Here is a 19,329-nt window from a genome sequence, read left to right on the forward strand (position 1 = left end):
ACGACGAAAACCCTGTCTGATCCCCGCAGACGTAAAACCGCCCGCCGATCGCTAGTGATCGACGGGCGGTTTTTTCATGGATCAGTTTCAGAGACTATTTCGTTAGCGTTGCGGCAGCTTGGACGAGTTTTCGGAACTCTTCGCGTTGCCCAGTCGGGTCGTCTCCAACGGCACCGGCAGACAGTTCGCTGACGAGTGGCCAACTGGCTTGCCCTTTGTGCCCGGAATTCCGCAGCAACATTCCAAACGCCGCCACCGAGGCTTGCCATTCGAAGTCCGGCGAAGGTTGAACCGCTTCAGTGCCGAGATCGTGGACGGCGAATTTGTCGAGGTCGCTTTTGTCGGCATCGGGAGCCTTGTAGCGAAGTTTCAAAGTGCACAATTCTTTGGAATTCTCACCGGGGCGGCGGTCGGTGCGTTGATATTTCAAGTCATCCACTTTTGCGGCGACGGCAGGTAACGCGTCGAATGGAATGATTTCATACAACGCCGTTACTGAATGTCCAGCACCGATTTCGCCAGCGTCCTTGCGGTCATCATGGAAGTCTCGGGCGGCGAGCATTCGGTTTTCGTAGCCGACAAGCCGATAGGCACCGACTTTGGCGGGATTGAACTCAACTTGAATTTTCACGTCCTTGGCGATTGTGTACAACGTTCCCGCCAGTTCGCGTTCGAAAACCCGTTTGGCTTCCCGTTCGGAATCGATGTAGCCATAGAAGCCGTTGCCTTTGTCGGCGAGTTTCTCAAGTTTCCCATCCTTGAGGTTCCCCATGCCGAAACCGAGGACGCTCAAGAACACGCCGCTCTCACGTTTTTTCTCGATGACTTTCACTAACTCGCTGTCACTGCTGACGCCAACGTTGAAATCACCATCGGTGCAAAGAATGACCCGATTCGCACCGTCTTCGATGAAGTTCTGCACGGCTTGTTGGTAAGCGAGCGTAATTCCTGCTGCTCCGTTGGTCGATCCGCCGCTCTCGAGTTTGCGGATGATTTCCAGAATGTCGCCTTGTTGCTCGGCAGGTGTGCTGGGCAACGCAAGACCGGCATTCCCGGCGTAGGTTACGATGGCAATGCGATCGCCTTCGCCAAGTTGCTTGACGAGCATCTCCAGGCCGGTTTTCACCAACGGCAGTTTGTTACCGCTGGACATGGAACCGGACGTGTCGATGAGGAACACAAGATTCGTCGCGGGCCGTTGCTCCTTCAAAATCTCGCGGCCTTTCAAACCGAAGCGAACCAATCGGTGTTGTGGTTGCCAAGGACAAGGGGCGACTTCGGTGTTCACCGAGAACGGTTGCCCGTCCGCCGGCTGTGGATAGTCGTAGCGGAAGTAATTGAGAAGTTCTTCGATTCGCACAGCGTTCGGTGGTGGCAATTGCCCGTTGTTCAGGAACCGTCGCACATTTGCGTAAGAGGCGGTATCAACATCGATCGAGAACGTGGAAAGTGCCGACTGACCGGCGGGTTCAATGAACGGATTCTCGACAATTGGTTCGTATTGCTCCGCGGCGGGTTGTTCGCCTGCGGCAAGAACTCTGATTTTCTTCGCTGCCGGAATTCTCTGCCGCTGAAGCTCGATGGCCTTTCCAACAGTTGCTGCATCCAGGTCGGCAAGACCTTCGTTCAAACGCGGCACTTGTTCCTGAAATCCTTCAACCTTTTGGCGGACGGTTCCGTCGAGTACGCTCAGTTTCCTATTCAGGGTTTGTTGGAAGTCGTGCACAATCTGCGGTCCCTGAATCTTCCGTCGTTCGAATTCCTCCGCCTGTCCACCCCTTCGCCCATCAACGTTAGCACCCAGACCAAATTGATCGAAACGCGTGACGGCGGGTCCTGAATTAGATTGCGGAGTGGTGGCTCCCCAACGCACGTCTGACCGGCCCAGGTTCTGGTTGACTCTGCCTCGTTGGCGTGGCACACCATAAAGATTCGAAAAATACGAATTCTGGTTGGAGCGGTTACGGTACTCCCAAGTCTCCGCTACCGTTCCATACGACAATGGGGAGCCGAGTCCCTGCTTCGATTCGGCATCTTGAATCGAAAAACTGGTGACACCTTTTGGCTGTTGCGCAGTCACCGTTGATAAGGTTGTCATCCGACTGTCCGAAAAATTGACGGTCTTGTCCTTGGGCTGCGTTGATTGGGCAAACAATGAAACATCGCCAGGACCATTTCCCTGATCGACGAATTCGACAATCAGTTCATCATTCAGAGAATCCAGGCTGTCTGTCGTAGTGGACGTGGATACCTCTTGCGGGGGCTCAAGTTTCGCCAAGGTTTCCATCGGCGTTGGGGAAGCCTCCGAATTTAAAAGCACCGCAAAACCGGCCAGCAAAACCAGTGTGACAACCGCCAACACGGGAGCCGATCCTTGGCGGGAGGTCGGGGCGTCCGTCCGTGTTCCGGAGACCGGAGGCTGTGCAGCTGCGACGATTTTCTCCCGTCGCGATGAATCCAATCGCCATTCCGGTTCCTGATCGAACACATTGCCGAGCAGCGAAATGGTTTCGCGTGTTTCCTCGACAGCTGCTTGCAATTCGGTCGAACGAGCGAGTTCCAATTTGAACACACTCAAGTCCGGTTCGTGGAGTTCGCCAAGAATATAAGCCGTGATCCGTGGATCATCGAAGGAATATGTCATCTGAAACCTCAAGGGTAAATGTGCGTGGGAATCAGCGATGGGAACTGAGTTGTTTGCGGAGGGTTGTCAGTGCTTGATGAATCAAGAAACCGACGTTGGAGACGCTCAAGCCGGTGACTTGACCGATCTCGCGATAGCTAAGCCCCGAGTGAAACTTCAGCCGCACGACCTCTTGTTGGTTCACCGGCAACGCGTGCAAGCAATCCAGCAACTGTTGAGCGGTCTCGTCCTGTTCGATTTTTGTGCCTGGCATGGGGGTGGCGTCTTGGGCCGTTCTTAGCGAGACTTCAGCCGACGTGGTCATGCGATTCTCCCGGCGAATGTGGTTAAGGGCCTCGTTCCGACAAACGGTGAACAGCCAACCGCCGAGATTCTGATGCACGTCGGCGGGGGTTTGGCGACAGAGCTTCAAAAACGTATTCTGCACGACGTCGTAGGCGGCTTCGTTCGAACCGGTCATGCGACGTGCGTAGCCGATCAATCGACTCTCGTACTGATCGAGTGCCGACTGGATCCAAGCGGAGGTGTTGCCGTTCCGATTCATACGCCGCTTTCGCTGTTCATCATTCAACAGGTACTCCAAGAACCGACGTGATCACATTTCCTTAGACGAAATCAGCCGCGTCACCAGAAAAACTTTAAAATTCCGACTGCGGTCAATAAAATCAGCGTGGCCGCTCCCGAAATCTTCATCCGAATCTTGATGTCGGATTGGGAACCGCATACAAGATGTGGTAGCCTTCTCATACGAATCTCGATTAGTGTACTGAGATTCGGGGGAAACACGTGTGGACATTCGTCAATCTTCTTGGCAGAATGTCGATGATGCGTCATGGATGAGCCTCAATCCCTTTGAAACTGTTGAAGATCGCGTATGTCAGCCTCCCAAATTGACCGATCCCAATACCGTGTCTACTGTGCCGGACCGCTCTTCAATCAGTCTGAGCGGGACGAGATGCAGAAAATCGCCGATTGCCTGTGCGACGCCGGTTTTTCGGTATTCCTGCCACACCGTGATGGCATGGAATTTCGGTTGGTCGTGGAAGTTTTGACTGAACGTGGATTCGAACCGGCTCAGGCGGCGTTGTTCTTGCATGCCGCGATTTTCTCGCTGGATGTTTATCAGTTGTCCACCGAGTGTGACGCCATGGTTTGGAATCTCAATGGTCGAACGCCAGACGAGGGTGCGGTATCGGAAGCTGCATTGGCCTGGTCGCTCGGCAAACCGTTGGTGGCGTACACGGATGATGTTCGCAGCTTAATCGCAGGTCGATTCAATCCGTTGTTGGTTGGTTTGGTCGACTTTGTCACGCACGATTGTATTACAGATTTGCCCGATAAACTCACTCATGCCTGTGCCGAGAGTGCGGGGAGTTTGCGGGGGACACGTTCGTTGTCGCCGAAAATGCAGCAAACCATCGCGGATGGCCGGTGTCTCTGGCAAGCGATGCAATCGGCCGACGCTAGTGGTGACAACGAACTGATCGCGGATTGTGTCGCCGAACTGTTCGCCCCGGACGGCATCGAACCCAATGGTCGCTCGGAAGTCAGTCGCTGAGTCACACGCATTCTGATAGTTTTTGCATGTCATGAGCCTGTCCGGTCAATATTCGGTGGGACCGATTGATTTTCAGCGGGGTGAATTTCTGCCAGGCCCCATCGACCCGGCTGCGGTGCGGATGGCATTGATTCTGGCGGACGGAGTGCTGGCCGCCGACTACGCCGAGGACGACGTGTTTCGCCAAGGATTTCTTGAGTCGTTAGAACACCGGCATTCAGTTCTCGGCTTTCTCCGTCGTGAACCCGTGCTGCTTAATGCGTCGCGTGTGATGACGCTCTCAATCCCAGATTACGATTTAACCTATTTCGAGAGATTTCTGCGTTTCTTGCGAGAGGCGGAGAATGTCGAAATTGTCACGCAATCCAGCGATGAAGTGGTCACCAGTCGGATTCTCGATTGGCTCGCGGAACGGAGCCGACTGGAGACTCTGCTCAAGCGATAGATTCGCCTCCGAACGGTGAGTTGTTTCCGACCCCACTCCCGGTTATGTTGCTAGCTTCACACAACATCATTTCGAGGAGATAACCCACCGTGTCAAAAACGCTGTGCTCACTGTTCATGTTCGCAATTCTCGCGACTTCATCGTGCCTGGTTGCCGCCGAAAAAGAAGAAGGTTTTTCGCCGATTTTCAATGGGGAAACGCTCGCCGGTTGGCAACGACTCAACGGCACCGCGATTTACACCGTCGAGGACGGATGCATCGTCGGAAGAACCAACGAAGCGAGCCCGAACTCGTTCCTGTGCTCGATGAAAGAGTACGGCGACTTCGAGCTGAAATTCGAAGTGAAAGTGGATGACGCACTCAACTCGGGTGTGCAGATTCGTTCGGCGGCGTTCGGAGCGAATCCGAAGTACCGCGTGCATGGTCCACAGGTAGAAATCGCGACCAACGGAACCGCTGGCTTCATCTACGGCGAAGGACTGGGAACCGGTTGGCTGAGCCCGGATGAACGGCGAGCCGATGCGAAGAAGAATGCAGCATTCAAAAAGGGCGAATGGAACGAGTACTACGTGAAGGCTGTCGGACCGCATATTCAAACGTGGGTCAACGGTGTTGCGATCGCTGATTTGCAAGACGAGAAAACCGAAATGATGTCCGGCTTCATCGGTTTGCAAGTTCACGGAATCGGCAAACGCCAAGGCCCCTATGAAGTTCGCTGGCGTAACTTGCGGATCAAACCGTTGAAACCAGCCAAGTAGGTTTCCGTAGAACAGTCTCCAATTTTTCCATCAATTGTTATTCAAGGCTTGAAATGCTGTCACACAACGTGTTTTTCACTCTTAAGGATCCCTCGGACCACGCCTGCGAACAGTTGGTGGCAGCGTGTCACAAGTATCTGAAGGATCACCCCGGTGTCGTTTTCTTCGCCGCCGGGACTTTGAATCCAGACTTAGATCGCCCAGTGAACGACCGCGATTTCCACGTTGCCTTGCACGTGGTCTTCGATTCCCGTGAATCGCATGATGCCTACCAGACGGTCGAAGCACACTTGCAATTCATCGACGAGAACAAAGACAGCTGGGCGAGCGTTCGTGTCTTCGACTCCGATGTCACCGGCTGATAAATGGTTCGCTGAGGTTCGCCAATTGACTCTGCTAAATTCTCAAAAGGACAAGACCATGTTTTCGTCGCTGCGATTGCGGTTAGCTGCGTTGATTTGCCTAGCGGTTTGCTCTGTGAGCATGGCCGCTGACAAACCACGAGTGTTGATCCTTGGTGACTCGATCTCCATCGGTTACACGCCCTACGTGCAAAAAATGATGGAAGGCGAAGCCATCGTCAAGCGACCAATGCGGGCGAACGGTCAGCGAGCGGAAAACTGCTCGGGCACTACTTATGGCGTTGAAAATGTCGAGCGGTGGTTGAAAATCGACGGTGGCGATTGGGATGTGATCCACTTCAACTGGGGATTACACGACATGAAACGGGAAGACCCCAAAACCAAGAAGCCTTCTCGCAATCCCGATCATCCACGGCAAGCGGACGTCGAGACCTACGAGAAACAACTGCGGGCCATCGTGAAGAAGTTGCAGCAATCCGATGCGAAACTCATCTTCTGCACGACCACGCCGGTTCCCACTGGTGTCTCGCCACATCGTGACACAACCGATCCCGCAAAATACAATACGGCCGCTTTGAAGATCATGAAGGAACATGACATCGCAGTCGATGATCTCTACACATTCGCCAACTCACGACTCGATGATATTCAACGCCCCAACAACGTGCACTTCACTCCCGACGGATCGAAGACGCTGGCGGAAGAAGTCGTGAAGTCCATTCGCGAAGCGTTGGAGAAGTAATTGTCCCGATCTTGGGGATGCCAATTCGACTGTTGTCGGCTAGAACAAACTAGTCACGCAGCCAATCGCATCCCAGATCTCGACGATTTCTCATGGCAACGCAACTAATTCAAGAAGAACGCATCCAGAAATTGAACGACAAGCCCCCGAGAGACGGGAAGTACGTTCTTTATTGGATGCAGCAATCTCAGCGAGCGACTTTCAATCATGCGTTGGAATTCGCCATCCGCACGGCCAACGATCGGGGCGACCGATTGTTGGTCGCTTGTGGTTTGATGGACGACTATCCCGAAGCCAACCTTCGGCACTACCGCTTCATGCTGGAAGGCTTGCAGGACGTCGCAACCGACTTGGAATCTCGTGGTATTGCGTTTGTGCTTCAGCGGGGAGCACCGGCCGATGTGGCGATCGAGTTGGCTGAAGACGCATCTGTTGTTGTGTGTGATCGTGGGTATCTTCGTCATCAGAAAGCCTGGCGGGAGCAAGTCGCAAAGGACGTGGATTGCGAAGTTTGGCAAGTCGAGTCCGACGTGGTCGTGCCCGTTGAGGTTGCGTCCGACAAAGCCGAATACGCGGCCCGCACCATTCGCCCGAAGTTGGCCAAGCATCGGGAAAAGTTTCTCGTTGAACTAAAGACCAATCCGCTCAAGAAAGACTCACTCAATCTCAACGTCCCGGGTGAGGATTTGTCAGACCTCGATACACTGCTTGGCCGAATGAAACTCGATACGAGTATCGGAGCGGTGACGAAGTTCTTTCAGGGAGGAACTTCTCAAGCGAAGTCGATTCTTCGTCGGTTTCGGGACCAAAGACTCACCGACTACGACGCAAATCGCAATCAACCGCAGACGAACTATGTCTCCCACATGAGCAAGTATCTGCACTTCGGGCAAATCTCCCCCGTCGATGTTGCCTTGACGATCTCGGACGCCAAGAACCATCCCGATGACGACCGAGATTCTTTCCTTGAGGAGCTGCTGTGTCGTCGAGAGTTGGCCACGAATTTTGTCTTCTACACGTCCAACTATGATTCTTTCAGTTGTCTACCGAGCTGGGCGAAAACGACGCTTGAGGAACACAAAGACGACCCCCGAGAGCACGTCTACACTCAGAAAGAACTCGAAGCCGCCGAAACTCATGATCCTTATTGGAATGCGGCGATGAAGGAAATGCGGCACACCGGTTACATGCACAACTACATGCGAATGTATTGGGGGAAGAAAATTCTCGAGTGGACCAACACACCACAAACTGCATTCCGATTCGCTCTCGAAATCAATAACAAGTATTTCGTCGACGGTCGGGATGCAAACTCTTTTGCTGGTGTGGCCTGGGTGTTCGGCCAACACGATCAAGGTTGGAAAGAACGCCCGATTTTTGGCAAAGTCCGCTACATGGCGGCTAGCGGGCTCGAACGCAAATGCGATATCGATGGTTATGTTGAAAAAGTCGAAGACCTCGTCAACCAAGCGACCAGTACTCCAGCAGACTGAGAACTTTGCGATGGATCTCAAAGCCCGCTGCAATCGCAAATGCCAACACGGCCACTGTCAGCACAATAGTCGTGGCAATTGAGTTTCGCGACCGCGAACCAATCCATTTTGACTGTGAATTGAGAATCAGCAAGACGATTGCCAAGATCGGTATGAACATCGCCCCGACGATTGCATAAACCATCTGAACTTGTTGAAAGTTCGAGAATAAGCCGATCGCCGGAATGGTTGCGAGGGCATACAGGAACCAACGGTAGGTCGCTGAATCGGTGCTGACGGGTTCGGACGGGTGTTGCTCTCCCGCACGCAGAAGTCGCATGACATCGGCGAACAAATACGGCACGCTCTGCCATACGCCGAGTAAGCTGCTACCGACCGCTCCCCAGGCACCAATCAAAAAGGCAATTCGAGCTGTTGGACCGGCGTTTCCAAGCACTTCTTCGAGTCGGTCCGCAAGATGCACCACGAGCGAGGCACCTTTCCCATCGGTTTCAATCGTGCTCCCGAGGATCACCATCCCGATGCCGAACAACGCCGTCATCGCGTACCCGATTGCCAAGTCGATCCGGCAAACCGATAGCACCTCTTCGCCGCTACGGTTCTCTTCGCGAATCCAATAGCCATAGCACAGCACGGTGACGGTGCCGCCAACGCCGCCCATTAGCGCGACCGTCCATGCAAGTCCTTCGCCATCAGCCCGCGGAATGGTGGGGATCGTTAATCCCTGTAGCACCGCCATCCAGTCAGGCTGAATCGCAACGGCCGTCGCCAACACAATGACGAACATGATGCCAATGCACACGCTCATCACGCGTTCAAACAAGCGGTATCCACCCCAACGAACCAACCCCACAGCGATCAAACTGTGAGCAATCCCGTAGATAATTTTGTCGGTCTGTGGATCAGAAATCGGAAGAATGGCGTGAAATGTCACGCCGCAGGCGCTCATCAATGCGCTGCCGACGAAGAAGCTCCAAGCGACCAAATAGATCAGGAAGATGAATCCGACGAATCGTCCAAGACGACGTATCACACCTTCGAGGAGTGTCTCACCGGTTGCCAATTGCCATCGTGCGAGACCTTCATTCAGAACGAATTTGAAGAAGGCACCGGCAACGACTGCCCACAAGACCGCTAGACCAAGTTTGCTACCTGTGAATGCGCCCGTGGCCAAGTCACCAGCCCCGACACCCGTCGCAGCCACCAATAACCCTGGGCCGACGATGGTAAGAAGTGACGGTTTCGACTGCGGTGGATTCATCGGCGTTCTCCAGAATGAAGGGTCGCCAACGAGCATATCAAACGGTCAGTCAAACGCCTATGTGGAGCGTTCTCAATGGGAACTATCCGGTTGAGCTTCCTCCAGATCACCGATGGGAAGCGGTTGTTCGGATGCGTAAGCGAAGTGCTGCAACTCACTCAACGTGAGCGACCGCTGAAGCTCGAAGATGACTTTCCAACGATCGTCACCGCTGACAAACCGAACACGAGCCACTTCTGCCGGCACATCGAGTGTGCGGTGTGTTCGCGGGTTTTCGAGCCGAACGTATACCGTATCGCCGGGAGAGAAGGGTTCCCCGAGCAGGCAGACCAGACTCTGCAACGAGATTTCCTCAAGCTCGCAGCGAAGCGATGTCCCATAGAGTTCCCAATTCCTTTGCTGACTGGTCAACGACGAATCTGCCGGGATGCGAACGACTCGGACACTCGCATTGCCAGTTCGTCGCGGCAGGACACGACGCTCGACAAACGGCTCCCAATCATTCCCGCCCTGTGCAATCTCCGCTTCCGGTTGTGTGATCTCTGCTTCCGGTTGTGTGATCTCTGCTTCCGGTTGTGTGATCTCTGCTTCCGGTTGGGCGATCTCTGCTTCGGGTTGGGCGATCTCCGCATCCTGAATCAGCTTCTGGGGGGGATGCTCTGTGTTCGAAGTGGCGAGCGGTTCATCCGTTGTCGGGCGACCGTCGACCGCGAGCAGTGCATCGGCGATCATATCGGGATGAACTCGTGTCAACGGGCCGATTCCGTCGAGTTTGCATTTCACAAATTCGATATTGGGAAGCCTTGTCCACCATGCACCGGACGATTGGCCGACATGCCGATGATGCAGGGCCTCGATTTCATCCATCGTCGAAGGTTCAATTGTGGACTGATTCACCATCTGGATATCGCCTGTTGAGTCCTGAGAGCTTGTCCGTACCATTCGAAGAAAACGTATCTTTCCTCAAATCGAAGAACAAACTAAATTCCCCTCGAACCCTGTTTTGGACACTGCTATTGGCCGGTTCGAATCAGAATTGCCGTTTGCAACGATTTCCCATCATCGACTCCGATGATCCTGACGATGGGGGTTGTAGCGGTTTTTCGCTTAAACTATACTTCGGAATGATCTTCGGTCGATAAACAGAAAGATCGTGTCTTTCGATACAAGTGGGACTATTGATGCGATTTTCACTCGTCGATCGGATTTTAGAGCACGAACCCGGTCGTTCGATCACCACCATCAAAAATCTATCGGCTGCCGAGGAATACTTGGCTGACCACTTTCCTGGCTTCCCTGTGATGCCCGGCGTTTTGATGTTGGAGTCGTTAGTCCAGACAGGTGCTTGGTTTATGCGGTTTGAAGAAGGATTCCGTTACAGCACGATCCTGTTAAAACAAACTCGTGCCGTGCGATTCAATAACTTTGTCACTCCTGGCAACACGTTGGAAGTGACTGCGACATTTCAAAAGAAGTCTGAGTCTGAGTACACATTCAAAGCCGAAGGGCGAACGCGGAGCATTGGTGGAGACGATTCCACCGGTACAACCGTGAGTGCCAAATTGACTTTGGAGCAAATCAACTTGGCAGATCGCAACGCCGATTTGGCTGCGGTCGATGAAAAAAACATTCAGGAAGCCAAGCAGTTGTGGAGCCGAATTGGCGGCACACAACTTTCGTAAGGCATCTGCGAAAACCATTTCTTGATCGACACACATAAGACGCTTGAATTGAAGGGTATTTTCATGAGGCTCGAAGGGAAAACAGCGATCGTCACTGGAGGCAGTCGCGGAATTGGTCGGGCTATCGTGGAAACTTTGGCACGCGAGGGGGCGAAGGTTGCCTTCGCGTATCATTCCAATTCCGATGCTGCGAACGCATTGGTTGACGAACTGAAATTACAAGGCCAAGAAGCACTTGCGATCCAAGCCAACGTCGCTGATAAGTCGGCTGCCGATGATGCAGTCAATAAAGTTGTCGAGGAGTGGGGCAAATTGGACATTCTAGTGAATAACGCTGGAATTGTTCGCGACACGCTGTTGGCCCGGATGACTTTCGAGCAGTGGCAGGAAGTGATCGACACAAACTTGACCGGGGTCTTCAACTTCTGTCAGGCGGCCATTGGATCGATGATGTCCGCACGAAGTGGTCGCATTGTGAACATGTCGAGTGTGGCTTCCCACTACTCGAACCCAGGTCAATCAAACTACGCCGCCAGTAAAGGGGGAATTGAAGGGTTCACCCGATGCTTGGCGACCGAATATGCCAAACGTGGGATCACCGTCAACGCGGTTGCTCCCGGCTTTATTGAAACGGAAATGACTGAAGCGGTGCGAAACGCCGCCGAAGACCAAATCAAGAAGCACATCCCGATGCGACGTCTCGGTCAACCCGAAGACATCGCCAAGGCGGTGCTGTTCTTGGTGAGTGAAGAATCCACCTATGTGACCGGTCAAGTTCTCACCGTTGACGGTGGGTTGACCTTGGGTGGTCTGTGATTGAGGATGGATTCGCTGTTGATTGCTGACGTGTCACGGAAGACAAAGCATGGCCGACCGGATGGGGAACCATGTCGGACTTGCGTGGAGCAAATTTGGAATCCCAGCAAGCTGTGTGCTTGCGAGGAGATTTGACCCGAACTGGGCTGACGCTAAAGGATTGCGTCATTTCTCAGGAGTAGCAAAGATGCCAAGTCAAGACGAGATTTTCTCAAAAGTTCAAGAAGTCCTCGTAGACGCGCTGGGTGTTGACGACGACGAAGTTACCTTGGATGCCACTCTCGCGGGCGATCTGGGGGCGGAATCAATCGATTACCTCGATATTCAGTTCCGTTTGGACAAGACCTTCGACACACAAATCCCTCGCGAAGAACTCTTCGCCGAGCATGTGCTGTCAGCTAATTCAGACTACATCAAAGACGGCAAAGTGACGCCGGAAGGCATTGAGCAATTGCGGGAAACCATGCCGCATGCCGACATCGATTCCTTCGAAACCGATCCTCGCACCGAAAACATCCCAAACTTGTTCACCGTGCAAATGATCGTGAACTTCCTCGATCGCAAACTCAACGGCGACGCGGAAGTCAAAGCCGCTTAGGTCTCCAAAATGCGACGAAACATGCGACATGCTCCCGCACATTGTGGAGGGCATGTTTCGTCACGTTTAGAGGCGAATTTTGAGCCCTCAATGTTTTCACCGGAACGGTTCTTCCGTTCGACGGTCCTGCATCGACGCAAATGGCGTCGTAGACACCGCTTGAATAGATCGCCGTATTACGGTTGAGGAGTTGCGTCCAAGATGCGTTGGATATGGATTGATCGATTCGTCGAATTTGAAAGCGGCGTCCGGGCGCAGGCAATCAAGAACGTCACCTTGGCCGAAGAGCATTTGCACGATCATTTTCCTGGCTTCCCGATTATGCCGGGGTCACTGATGATCGAAGGCATGGCTCAAACTGGCGGGATATTGTTGGGCGAGTCGAATCAGTTTCGGTACATCGTTGTCTTGGCGAAGGTCCCGAAAATGCAGTTTCATAGCTGGGTTCAGCCTGGCGACACGCTTGTTTATTCCACGGAATTGGTCGACCGCCGCGACGAAGGCGGCACCGTGACCTGTACTGCGAAAGTCGGTGATCGGTTGGTGGCGGAAGGTGAGATCATGTTCGCTCACCTGAAGTCCGACGATCCGGCCATCCAGGGTATTGACCAGAAGAACTTTGTATTCAACTCCGGTTTGATGCAGGTTTTCCAAGTTGGCAAAGCGGGCGATGGGTCCGTTTCGCCGTCGTAAGATTCTTGGATGCAGAGAAGTAATTCGATCTCGTCTTGTTGCGACGGGTGAGACTTCCTGAACTCTGTTTCCCCAGAAAAATTGTTCCCCGAGACGCGTTGAGAAACGAGATCGAATTTCGTTCCAAAGAGTGTGCGGGGACCTATTTCACTGAGATTAATCTATGAGCCGTCGTGTAGTCGTCACAGGGTTGGGTTGTATCACACCGGTCGGCAATGACGTCCCGACACTTTGGGAAGCCTTGCGGGAAGGCAAGAGTGGTGTCGGAGCGACTCAAAGTTTCGATGCTTCGAACTTTCCCACGAAGTTCGCATCGGAAATCAAGGATTTCGACCTGAGTCGCTACGTCGATGATGTCGAACGCTTCCGCTACGCCGGCAAAAACACTTTGTTCGCAATCGGGGCGGCTCATCAAGCGGTCCAGGACTCTGGCCTCGCCGATGCATCCTTTGACCCAGCCCGATTTGGGGTTTATCTCGGTGCGGGTGAGGGGCAACAAGAATTCCGAATCTTCATGGACATGATTGCTCAGTCCACACACGAGGGTGAGCTGAACGAAGAAGAATTTATCACCGCCGGCTTGAAACGATTGACTGCCCAGACCGAGCTGGAACAAGAACCGAACATGCCTTCCGCTCACCTGGCGAGCTTGTTTGGAGCTGAAGGACCGAACTTCAACTGCTTGACCGCATGTGCGGCGTCGAGCCAAGCAATTGGTGAGGCACGTGAAATCATCCGTCGCGGTGATGCCGACCTGATGCTGAGCGGCGGGGCTCATAGCATGATTCACCCGTTCGGAGTCACCGGGTTCAACTTGCTGACAGCGTTATCCACGCGAAACGACGATCCCCAAGGAGCGTCTCGGCCGTTCGATCTCAACCGCGATGGCTTTGTGATTGGCGAAGGCGCGGGAATGTTGATCCTCGAAGAATTGGAACACGCCCGAAAACGTGGGGCTACGATCTACGGCGAGATCATCGGTTACGGCTCAAGTGCCGATGCCTACCGAATTACTGATATTCATCCTGAGGGACGCGGTGCCGTCGCCTGCATGAGTGCTGCCCTGAGGGATGCCAAGTGTACCCCAGGCGACATCGATTACGTCAACGCGCACGGAACGAGCACCTCCGTTAACGATAAAGTCGAGACCGCCGCGATCCGCCAAGTTTGGGGTGAAACGGCTGACAAAATCCCGGTTTCCAGCATTAAGAGCATGCTGGGTCATCTGATTGCCGCCGCCGGGAGTGTGGAGGCGATTACGTGCCTACTAGCCATTCGTGATGGCGTACTCCCGCCGACCATTAATTACGAGACTCCAGATCCGAAGTGCAACCTCGATTGCATTCCCAACGAGGCCCGCGAAGTTCCTGTCAGTACGGCGTTGTCGAACAGCTTTGGATTTGGAGGCCAAAATATTTCTCTGGTGCTCTCAAAGTTTGCGGCTTAGCCGACATCGGATTGACTCGAACAAGCATCATGGCACTCAATCGGCAAACGTTTCGCAGCATTTTTTTGCCCGATTGTTTGGTTTCCGCGGATTTCGGACATAAAATTAATGGTAGCGCTTCATATCCCGCAATAATGCCGTATGTTCGGTTGATCCATGTCGAATAACCGATTGAGTCCGACGTCCGACGAAGATGATTTGAATGTTCCGGTCCGCAAGCCGCATCGTCCATTGCAATTGTTGATCGCGGATGATGATGATGGGTTCCGCGAGACACTCCGGAATCTGTTCGAAGACGGTTTTGAGACGCACGAGGTTGGTTCGGGTGAGGAGGCCATCGAGTTGGCCGAGACCTTGCCAGTGGACTTAGCCTTGGTCGATATGCATATGCGTCGGCTGACGGGTCTGGAAACCGTTCGAATTCTCAAGCGTGTTCACGTCGCGACTCCTTGCATTTTAATTACATCCGATGTGAACGAACAGCTGCGACGCGATGCGTTAGCAGCGAATGCGCACGAGATTTTGGCGAAACCGATTCGTCGACGCGAATTATTGAAATCGGTCACAGTCGCCTTGGCGGAACGCCACGTCGAAATACCGGATTGGTTACGGAATTCATAACGTTCATTTCAACGCTGTCTGTTTGCAGGCAAGTTTGGTACAGTATTGCGGCGGGCATTCGAATCGAGCGACAACGCGGGGCGATAGGTCGGTGGCCATGGTGACCATCCAAGTAATTGAAGGATTGGAACGCGGTCGAGTCTTCACGCAGTTACCGCTGCCCGTCACGATTGGTCGTGAAGACGATAACTCCGTTCGCCTTAATGATGAGCGTGTCAGCCGATTTCACGCCAAAATCCAATCGGACGCCGGACGGGTCATCCTCACAGACCTCGAAAGCACGAACGGCACCCGTGTCAATGGGCATCCCGTTCAAATGCGAATTCTCCAAGTGGGAGACCAGTTGAGTATCGGTCGCTGTCTGCTGGTCTTTGGTAGCCAAGAGGAAGTCCAGCAGCGGCATCGTGAATTGCGGCAGCAAGGCTTGGCTTCATATCCCACGGGTGAGCACACGATTCCAGGCGGCAGCGGTGGATTCGCCTTCCATCCGTCTGATCCGAACGAATCGTCGTTGAACTTGTTTCCTAACGGTGTGCCGGACCCGCCAAGCGGTCTGCGGCCCGCGCATCGGGCGGAAGTGTCCGATGCCATGGCGTATGTGCACGAGCAAATTCACAAGCTGGTCAAATCGGCCCAAGAAGATCGACGCGGCGATGGCCCATATGCGATGCAAATTGAATGGAGCCGTTGGCAGCGGTTGTTGAAACTGGAAATGGATTTGGCCGTTTACCTCAGGCGTCTGGCCGATCCCGACGAATTCGATTGAATTGTCGCTCTTACTCCAGCACTCGATTGCGAAGTCCAACGAGGTCAGTGAACCTGATGGGCTTCTGGCTCACTTCGATTCGATCTGCAATATCCTTCATCCACACCAGAAGACCGGTCTGGGGGTGGAAAACCAGTTCATGCAGCGTCCGCTCGGTCCGTGAGCCCTGTTTCATCGAGTATTCGGTTGCCGGTAGTTGGAAGATGGTATGCATCTGGAAACTACTCGCCCCGCACAGTGCATACTCCATCGCCATCCGTCCCGTCGTGATGTTTCCCGTGGCTGACCACGGTAATCGGCCAGGCTCCATTGTCGACATGATGCGGAGATTGCGATCGCTTAGATCCGGTCCACCATACGCGATTCCCTGGTGGTCGTCATAGACCCGATTGGGATCGAACAGCCGGTTGCCATAGATGAAAAAGTCCGCATCCGAGGAAGCCTGGTTCACTTCGTCGATCATGCAACGTTGAAACTCGTCTTCGTAGAGTGCGTTCATGATTTTCAGTCCAATGCATACCGAATCCGCAGGCACGCTTTCCCGTATGAATCCCGGCACTTCGCGCAACCACTCCAAGATGCGTGCTTGATCGCGGGCCTTCTCGCTCCCGGCCAATGTCGGGCTGAAGTCTTTCTCCAAAGGCATTGGGGTGGTGTCGCCCATGCCAGTTCGCCAAGCGGCCAAGAGTTTCCGAGTGGTATGGTGATATTCAGCATTTCGCCACTCTTCACCGTCTTCGGTCGGCAAGTGAAACTTCACCGAAGGCACGATCGGAATACTCGTCCCGCGTGACAAACACGCCGCATCGCTGACCAATTCCAGGTAATCGTCAAAGCTCCGCCACCAACCGCGTCCTTTCCAACTGACTGTCCAGCCAACTTCGCCGCTTTGCCCAGTGATAGGCTCAACGGTCATTTTCGCTTCGCGGACACTCCAAGGCGACATCGTTTGCACGCCGGATTCATCCTCGGCGATTACGGTCTTGAGAACGATGAATCCCAGTTCGCTATCGATGTCATCCTTCACTTGCCCCAGCGTCATCGACAACTGTCCCGACGCTTTCCCGAACGGATTGCGAATGGGCATGTCGGCATAGGTGCTCGAAAGGTCCATTTCATAATGGTGTCGAACGTACTCGCTCCAATCATCCGGCAAACCACGCTCCGCGAACGCACGGTAGTCATCACGGACACGGTTTGCGAATCCGGGAGGAATTGAAGGTTCCCCACGCAGCAGATGGATCGGATTCGGTGATGACATGATGTCAAATGCCCCCATTGGGTGTGCTCTGCCTGAGAATGAATTGAGTTTCCAGAATGTCGATGTGGTTTTTTGGCAACATCACCGTGAGATTCTGGTCAAACGAATCAAGGGCCGAGGGTATCACAACAAATGTTTTGGGGAAAAGCCCCCTGATCGGTGCTGGTATAACCTTCCTCGTCGACCGAATCGGAATTTGGTTCGGGTGCGAAGGTTCTTTAGGCAGACTGTAACGATTCTCCGGCGATGAGAACGAATAGATTTGTTTGACGACCGAAATTCCCCACCATATATTCAAGTTGTGCCGCGGAAGTTCACGCAAAACAACTTCTCGGTCTACCAAGAACAAATCTTCGACAACCGCAGACACCTTACACCATCACGCACACCATGAATAACATCGGGTGCTCTGCATTTGTCGGATGCCGGGGGGACTACAATTGAAACGACAACTGAGATTAAAACACGTCAAATTTCGAATGCGTCCGTTGCTGGCGGTTGCCTTGTTGGGCGGCCTCTGCATCGTGACGAGCAACGCAGCGATTGCTCAGGAGAACTTGGAAGCTCCGAAGTTCGACACACCGCCGCAAGACGATCGCACAGCGATTCAATCCGGAGCCGAACTCGAGCGTTCCTATCAGTGGTTGCAAGCCATTGACCACTACGAGAAGGCACTCGACAAATGGCCCAACAACGATTACCTCAAGTACGGACTACGACGCTCGAAGGTTCACTTCGGGATCGAACGACGCTACGCCGACCGCAGTTTCGACACGCAGTTGTTGACACTTTCAAGCTCCGCAGCGTTGAGCCGGTTCGAAGAACTCCTGAGTAAAGTGCAGTCGGGATTTGTTGATTCGATCAGTGTGACTTCGTTCGTTGCACACGGGACCGAAAGCCTTTACTTGGCACTCAACAATCGGAAGTTCCGTTCGCATCACCTGCAGAATGCGTCGGCTCAAGACATTCAAGCCATGCGGGACATCCTGCGGGAGCGATATTGGAACAAGCCCGTTGCCGACGATTTGGCAGCACGACGGACGATCCTCGAAGTCGCTGGTTTGGCAGAGCGAACTTGCGGACTAAACCAAACCGCAACCATTCTCGAATACGTGTTCGGTGGCTGCAACGCCTTGGACGACTACAGTAGCTACCTAACGCCAGACAAGTTGAACGACTTGTATGGCAACATCGAAGGCGAATTCGTCGGTCTCGGGATCGAGATGAAAGCGGAAGGCGGGCGGGGCATGCACCTCGTGAACGTGCTTCCCGATAGCCCCGCACTTGCCGGCGGACTGCGTCCGGGCGACTACATCGTTGCCATTGATGGCATTGATTGTCGCGACATGACGACCGATGAAGCCGCAAAACTTTTGCGTGGTCAATCGGGGAGCATCGTGCGACTGAAATACGAAACTCACCTGACCGGGCAAGAACGGGAAGGGCGTTTCACACGTCGTGCGGTTCACGTCAAAAGTATTCCGGTTGTGAAGATGCTCGATGAACGTGCAGGAGTCGGTTATATCCGCATGACGGGTTTCCAAAAGACCTCCGCCGCTGAACTCGATCAGGCACTCGCGGAACTGAATCGGCAAGGAATGCGGTCACTCATTTGGGACGTCCGGGGCAATCCCGGTGGATTGCTCACCGCAGCGGTCGAAGTCTTGGATCGATTCCTCGATGGAGGCGTCTTGGTTTCGACCCGAGGGCGGAACCGAGATCAGAACTGGAGTTACTCCGCTCGGCCCACGAAGACGACATCGATCCCATTGGTGCTTCTCGTCGATCAAGATTCCGCCAGCGCCAGCGAGATTGTCGCCGGGGCACTTCGGGACCACCGTCGTGGCACGATCATTGGACGACAGACTTATGGGAAATGGTCGGTCCAAAGTATCTTTCCACTGCGGGGATCGACCGGACTTCGCCTGACAACGGCAAAGTTCTATTCGCCGAACGGTCACACTCTAGGGAAGATCGGCGTGCGTCCGGATGTGATCGTGGAAGACGTTGACGAGCACATCGCCGCTTATGCCTACACGCCCGATGCGGATTTGCTCGCCGACGCGGACGTTCGCAAAGGCATTGAAGTCCTGAATCGTCAGGCATCTCGCTAAGGCAGTCAGCGAAGACGACCAATGACGAATGACTGAAACTCACCCGGTGGTCGCCGGGTGAGTTATTC

19 protein-coding genes are annotated in these 19,329 nt (G+C 53.7%); 14 read left to right on the plus strand and 5 right to left on the minus strand.

Features of this window, described 5'->3' with window-relative positions; genetic code table 11:
• Positions 1-94 precede the first annotated feature (94 nt).
• Entirely contained in the window at positions 95-2,644 is a 2,550-nt protein-coding gene (locus tag G6R38_RS13635; protein ID WP_206028574.1) for a VWA domain-containing protein, read from the minus strand.
• A gap of 31 nt (positions 2,645-2,675) precedes the next feature.
• Positions 2,676-3,188, minus strand: coding sequence for an RNA polymerase sigma factor (locus G6R38_RS13640; protein WP_166826176.1), 513 nt, complete (start codon positions 3,186-3,188; stop codon positions 2,676-2,678).
• Between the two features lie 330 nt (positions 3,189-3,518).
• Here G6R38_RS13640 and G6R38_RS13645 point away from each other — a divergent pair, with 330 nt between their 5' ends.
• The 6 genes from G6R38_RS13645 (at position 3,519) to G6R38_RS13670 (ending at position 8,002) form a co-directional block, all read left to right on the plus strand.
• On the plus strand, positions 3,519-4,202 hold the full coding sequence (locus G6R38_RS13645; protein WP_166826179.1) for a nucleoside 2-deoxyribosyltransferase: 684 nt from the start codon (positions 3,519-3,521) through the stop codon (positions 4,200-4,202).
• Positions 4,203-4,233: 31 nt separating this feature from the next.
• A complete protein-coding gene (locus G6R38_RS13650; RefSeq protein ID WP_166826182.1) occupies positions 4,234-4,647 on the plus strand; it encodes a hypothetical protein in 414 nt (137 codons plus the stop codon).
• Positions 4,648-4,736: 89 nt separating this feature from the next.
• Positions 4,737-5,405, plus strand: a complete 669-nt coding sequence (locus G6R38_RS13655; protein ID WP_240928191.1) for a 3-keto-disaccharide hydrolase — start codon at positions 4,737-4,739, stop codon at positions 5,403-5,405.
• 53 nt (positions 5,406-5,458) lie between these two features.
• The gene (locus G6R38_RS13660; protein ID WP_166826185.1) at positions 5,459-5,767 is read left to right on the plus strand and encodes a Dabb family protein; all 309 of its coding nucleotides are present in this window, start codon (positions 5,459-5,461) and stop codon (positions 5,765-5,767) included.
• Positions 5,768-5,825: 58 nt separating this feature from the next.
• Positions 5,826-6,509, plus strand: a complete 684-nt coding sequence (locus G6R38_RS13665) for an SGNH/GDSL hydrolase family protein (protein ID WP_166826188.1) — start codon at positions 5,826-5,828, stop codon at positions 6,507-6,509.
• Positions 6,510-6,601: 92 nt separating this feature from the next.
• Positions 6,602-8,002: a deoxyribodipyrimidine photo-lyase gene (locus tag G6R38_RS13670; protein WP_166826191.1), complete on the plus strand. Its 1,401-nt coding sequence runs from the start codon at positions 6,602-6,604 to the stop codon at positions 8,000-8,002.
• Here G6R38_RS13670 and G6R38_RS13675 read toward each other — a convergent pair.
• Positions 7,971-9,263: an Nramp family divalent metal transporter gene (locus tag G6R38_RS13675; protein WP_166826194.1), complete on the minus strand. Its 1,293-nt coding sequence runs from the start codon at positions 9,261-9,263 to the stop codon at positions 7,971-7,973. The genes G6R38_RS13670 and G6R38_RS13675 overlap by 32 nt on opposite strands.
• Before the next feature lie 72 nt (positions 9,264-9,335).
• Positions 9,336-10,130, minus strand: a complete 795-nt coding sequence (locus tag G6R38_RS13680) for a PilZ domain-containing protein (RefSeq protein ID WP_166826195.1) — start codon at positions 10,128-10,130, stop codon at positions 9,336-9,338.
• Positions 10,131-10,444: 314 nt separating this feature from the next.
• Between G6R38_RS13680 and G6R38_RS13685 the strand changes: the two genes are divergently transcribed.
• The 7 genes from G6R38_RS13685 to G6R38_RS13715 all read left to right on the plus strand — a co-directional run bounded on the left by G6R38_RS13685 (position 10,445) and on the right by G6R38_RS13715 (position 15,886).
• The gene (locus G6R38_RS13685) at positions 10,445-10,945 is read left to right on the plus strand and encodes a 3-hydroxyacyl-ACP dehydratase FabZ family protein (RefSeq protein WP_166826196.1); all 501 of its coding nucleotides are present in this window, start codon (positions 10,445-10,447) and stop codon (positions 10,943-10,945) included.
• Between the two features lie 63 nt (positions 10,946-11,008).
• Positions 11,009-11,761: a 3-oxoacyl-[acyl-carrier-protein] reductase gene (fabG, locus tag G6R38_RS13690; protein WP_166826197.1), complete on the plus strand. Its 753-nt coding sequence runs from the start codon at positions 11,009-11,011 to the stop codon at positions 11,759-11,761.
• Between the two features lie 187 nt (positions 11,762-11,948).
• Positions 11,949-12,359 (plus strand): acyl carrier protein, encoded by a 411-nt coding sequence (locus G6R38_RS13695; protein WP_166826198.1) that lies wholly within the window; start codon positions 11,949-11,951, stop codon positions 12,357-12,359.
• 201 nt (positions 12,360-12,560) lie between these two features.
• Complete coding sequence (locus G6R38_RS13700) at positions 12,561-13,052, plus strand: 3-hydroxyacyl-ACP dehydratase FabZ family protein (RefSeq protein WP_166826199.1); 492 nt, start codon at positions 12,561-12,563, stop codon at positions 13,050-13,052.
• 163 nt (positions 13,053-13,215) lie between these two features.
• On the plus strand, positions 13,216-14,499 hold the full coding sequence (gene fabF, locus G6R38_RS13705) for a beta-ketoacyl-ACP synthase II (protein ID WP_166826200.1): 1,284 nt from the start codon (positions 13,216-13,218) through the stop codon (positions 14,497-14,499).
• 156 nt (positions 14,500-14,655) lie between these two features.
• Entirely contained in the window at positions 14,656-15,120 is a 465-nt protein-coding gene (locus G6R38_RS13710; protein WP_166826202.1) for a response regulator, read from the plus strand.
• 97 nt (positions 15,121-15,217) lie between these two features.
• The gene (locus G6R38_RS13715; RefSeq protein ID WP_206028575.1) at positions 15,218-15,886 is read left to right on the plus strand and encodes an FHA domain-containing protein; all 669 of its coding nucleotides are present in this window, start codon (positions 15,218-15,220) and stop codon (positions 15,884-15,886) included.
• A 10-nt stretch (positions 15,887-15,896) separates the two neighbouring features.
• Here G6R38_RS13715 and G6R38_RS13720 read toward each other — a convergent pair whose 3' ends face one another.
• Positions 15,897-17,147 carry a beta/alpha barrel domain-containing protein gene (locus G6R38_RS13720; RefSeq protein WP_166826206.1) on the minus strand — a complete coding sequence of 417 codons (1,251 nt, stop codon included), beginning with the start codon at positions 17,145-17,147 and terminating at the stop codon, positions 15,897-15,899.
• A 479-nt stretch (positions 17,148-17,626) separates the two neighbouring features.
• Between G6R38_RS13720 and G6R38_RS13725 the strand changes: the two genes are divergently transcribed.
• Positions 17,627-19,261 carry a S41 family peptidase gene (locus G6R38_RS13725; protein ID WP_166826209.1) on the plus strand — a complete coding sequence of 545 codons (1,635 nt, stop codon included), beginning with the start codon at positions 17,627-17,629 and terminating at the stop codon, positions 19,259-19,261.
• The last annotated feature ends 68 nt before the right edge of the window (positions 19,262-19,329 follow it).

Origin of the sequence: Thalassoroseus pseudoceratinae, assembly GCF_011634775.1 — a bacterium.
Lineage (GTDB): Bacteria > Planctomycetota > Planctomycetia > Planctomycetales > Planctomycetaceae > Thalassoroseus > Thalassoroseus pseudoceratinae.

Bases quoted from the DNA above. Each gene is read 5' to 3' on its own strand.
- G6R38_RS13720 (WP_166826206.1), bottom strand. From the start codon at position 17,147: ATGTCATCACCGAATCCGATCCATCTGCTGCGTGGGGAACCTTCAATT.
- G6R38_RS13660 (WP_166826185.1), top strand. From the start codon at position 5,459: ATGCTGTCACACAACGTGTTTTTCACTCTTAAGGATCCCTCGGACCAC.
- G6R38_RS13685 (WP_166826196.1), top strand. From the start codon at position 10,445: ATGCGATTTTCACTCGTCGATCGGATTTTAGAGCACGAACCCGGTCGT.
- G6R38_RS13725 (WP_166826209.1), top strand. From the start codon at position 17,627: ATGCGTCCGTTGCTGGCGGTTGCCTTGTTGGGCGGCCTCTGCATCGTG.
- G6R38_RS13645 (WP_166826179.1), top strand. From the start codon at position 3,519: ATGTCAGCCTCCCAAATTGACCGATCCCAATACCGTGTCTACTGTGCC.
- G6R38_RS13715 (WP_206028575.1), top strand. From the start codon at position 15,218: ATGGTGACCATCCAAGTAATTGAAGGATTGGAACGCGGTCGAGTCTTC.
- G6R38_RS13635 (WP_206028574.1), bottom strand. From the start codon at position 2,644: ATGACATATTCCTTCGATGATCCACGGATCACGGCTTATATTCTTGGC.
- fabF (WP_166826200.1), top strand. From the start codon at position 13,216: ATGAGCCGTCGTGTAGTCGTCACAGGGTTGGGTTGTATCACACCGGTC.
- G6R38_RS13710 (WP_166826202.1), top strand. From the start codon at position 14,656: ATGTCGAATAACCGATTGAGTCCGACGTCCGACGAAGATGATTTGAAT.
- fabG (WP_166826197.1), top strand. From the start codon at position 11,009: ATGAGGCTCGAAGGGAAAACAGCGATCGTCACTGGAGGCAGTCGCGGA.
- G6R38_RS13700 (WP_166826199.1), top strand. From the start codon at position 12,561: ATGCGTTGGATATGGATTGATCGATTCGTCGAATTTGAAAGCGGCGTC.
- G6R38_RS13680 (WP_166826195.1), bottom strand. From the start codon at position 10,130: ATGGATGAAATCGAGGCCCTGCATCATCGGCATGTCGGCCAATCGTCC.
- G6R38_RS13665 (WP_166826188.1), top strand. From the start codon at position 5,826: ATGTTTTCGTCGCTGCGATTGCGGTTAGCTGCGTTGATTTGCCTAGCG.
- G6R38_RS13670 (WP_166826191.1), top strand. From the start codon at position 6,602: ATGGCAACGCAACTAATTCAAGAAGAACGCATCCAGAAATTGAACGAC.
- G6R38_RS13640 (WP_166826176.1), bottom strand. From the start codon at position 3,188: ATGAATCGGAACGGCAACACCTCCGCTTGGATCCAGTCGGCACTCGAT.
- G6R38_RS13650 (WP_166826182.1), top strand. From the start codon at position 4,234: ATGAGCCTGTCCGGTCAATATTCGGTGGGACCGATTGATTTTCAGCGG.
- G6R38_RS13675 (WP_166826194.1), bottom strand. From the start codon at position 9,263: ATGAATCCACCGCAGTCGAAACCGTCACTTCTTACCATCGTCGGCCCA.
- G6R38_RS13695 (WP_166826198.1), top strand. From the start codon at position 11,949: ATGCCAAGTCAAGACGAGATTTTCTCAAAAGTTCAAGAAGTCCTCGTA.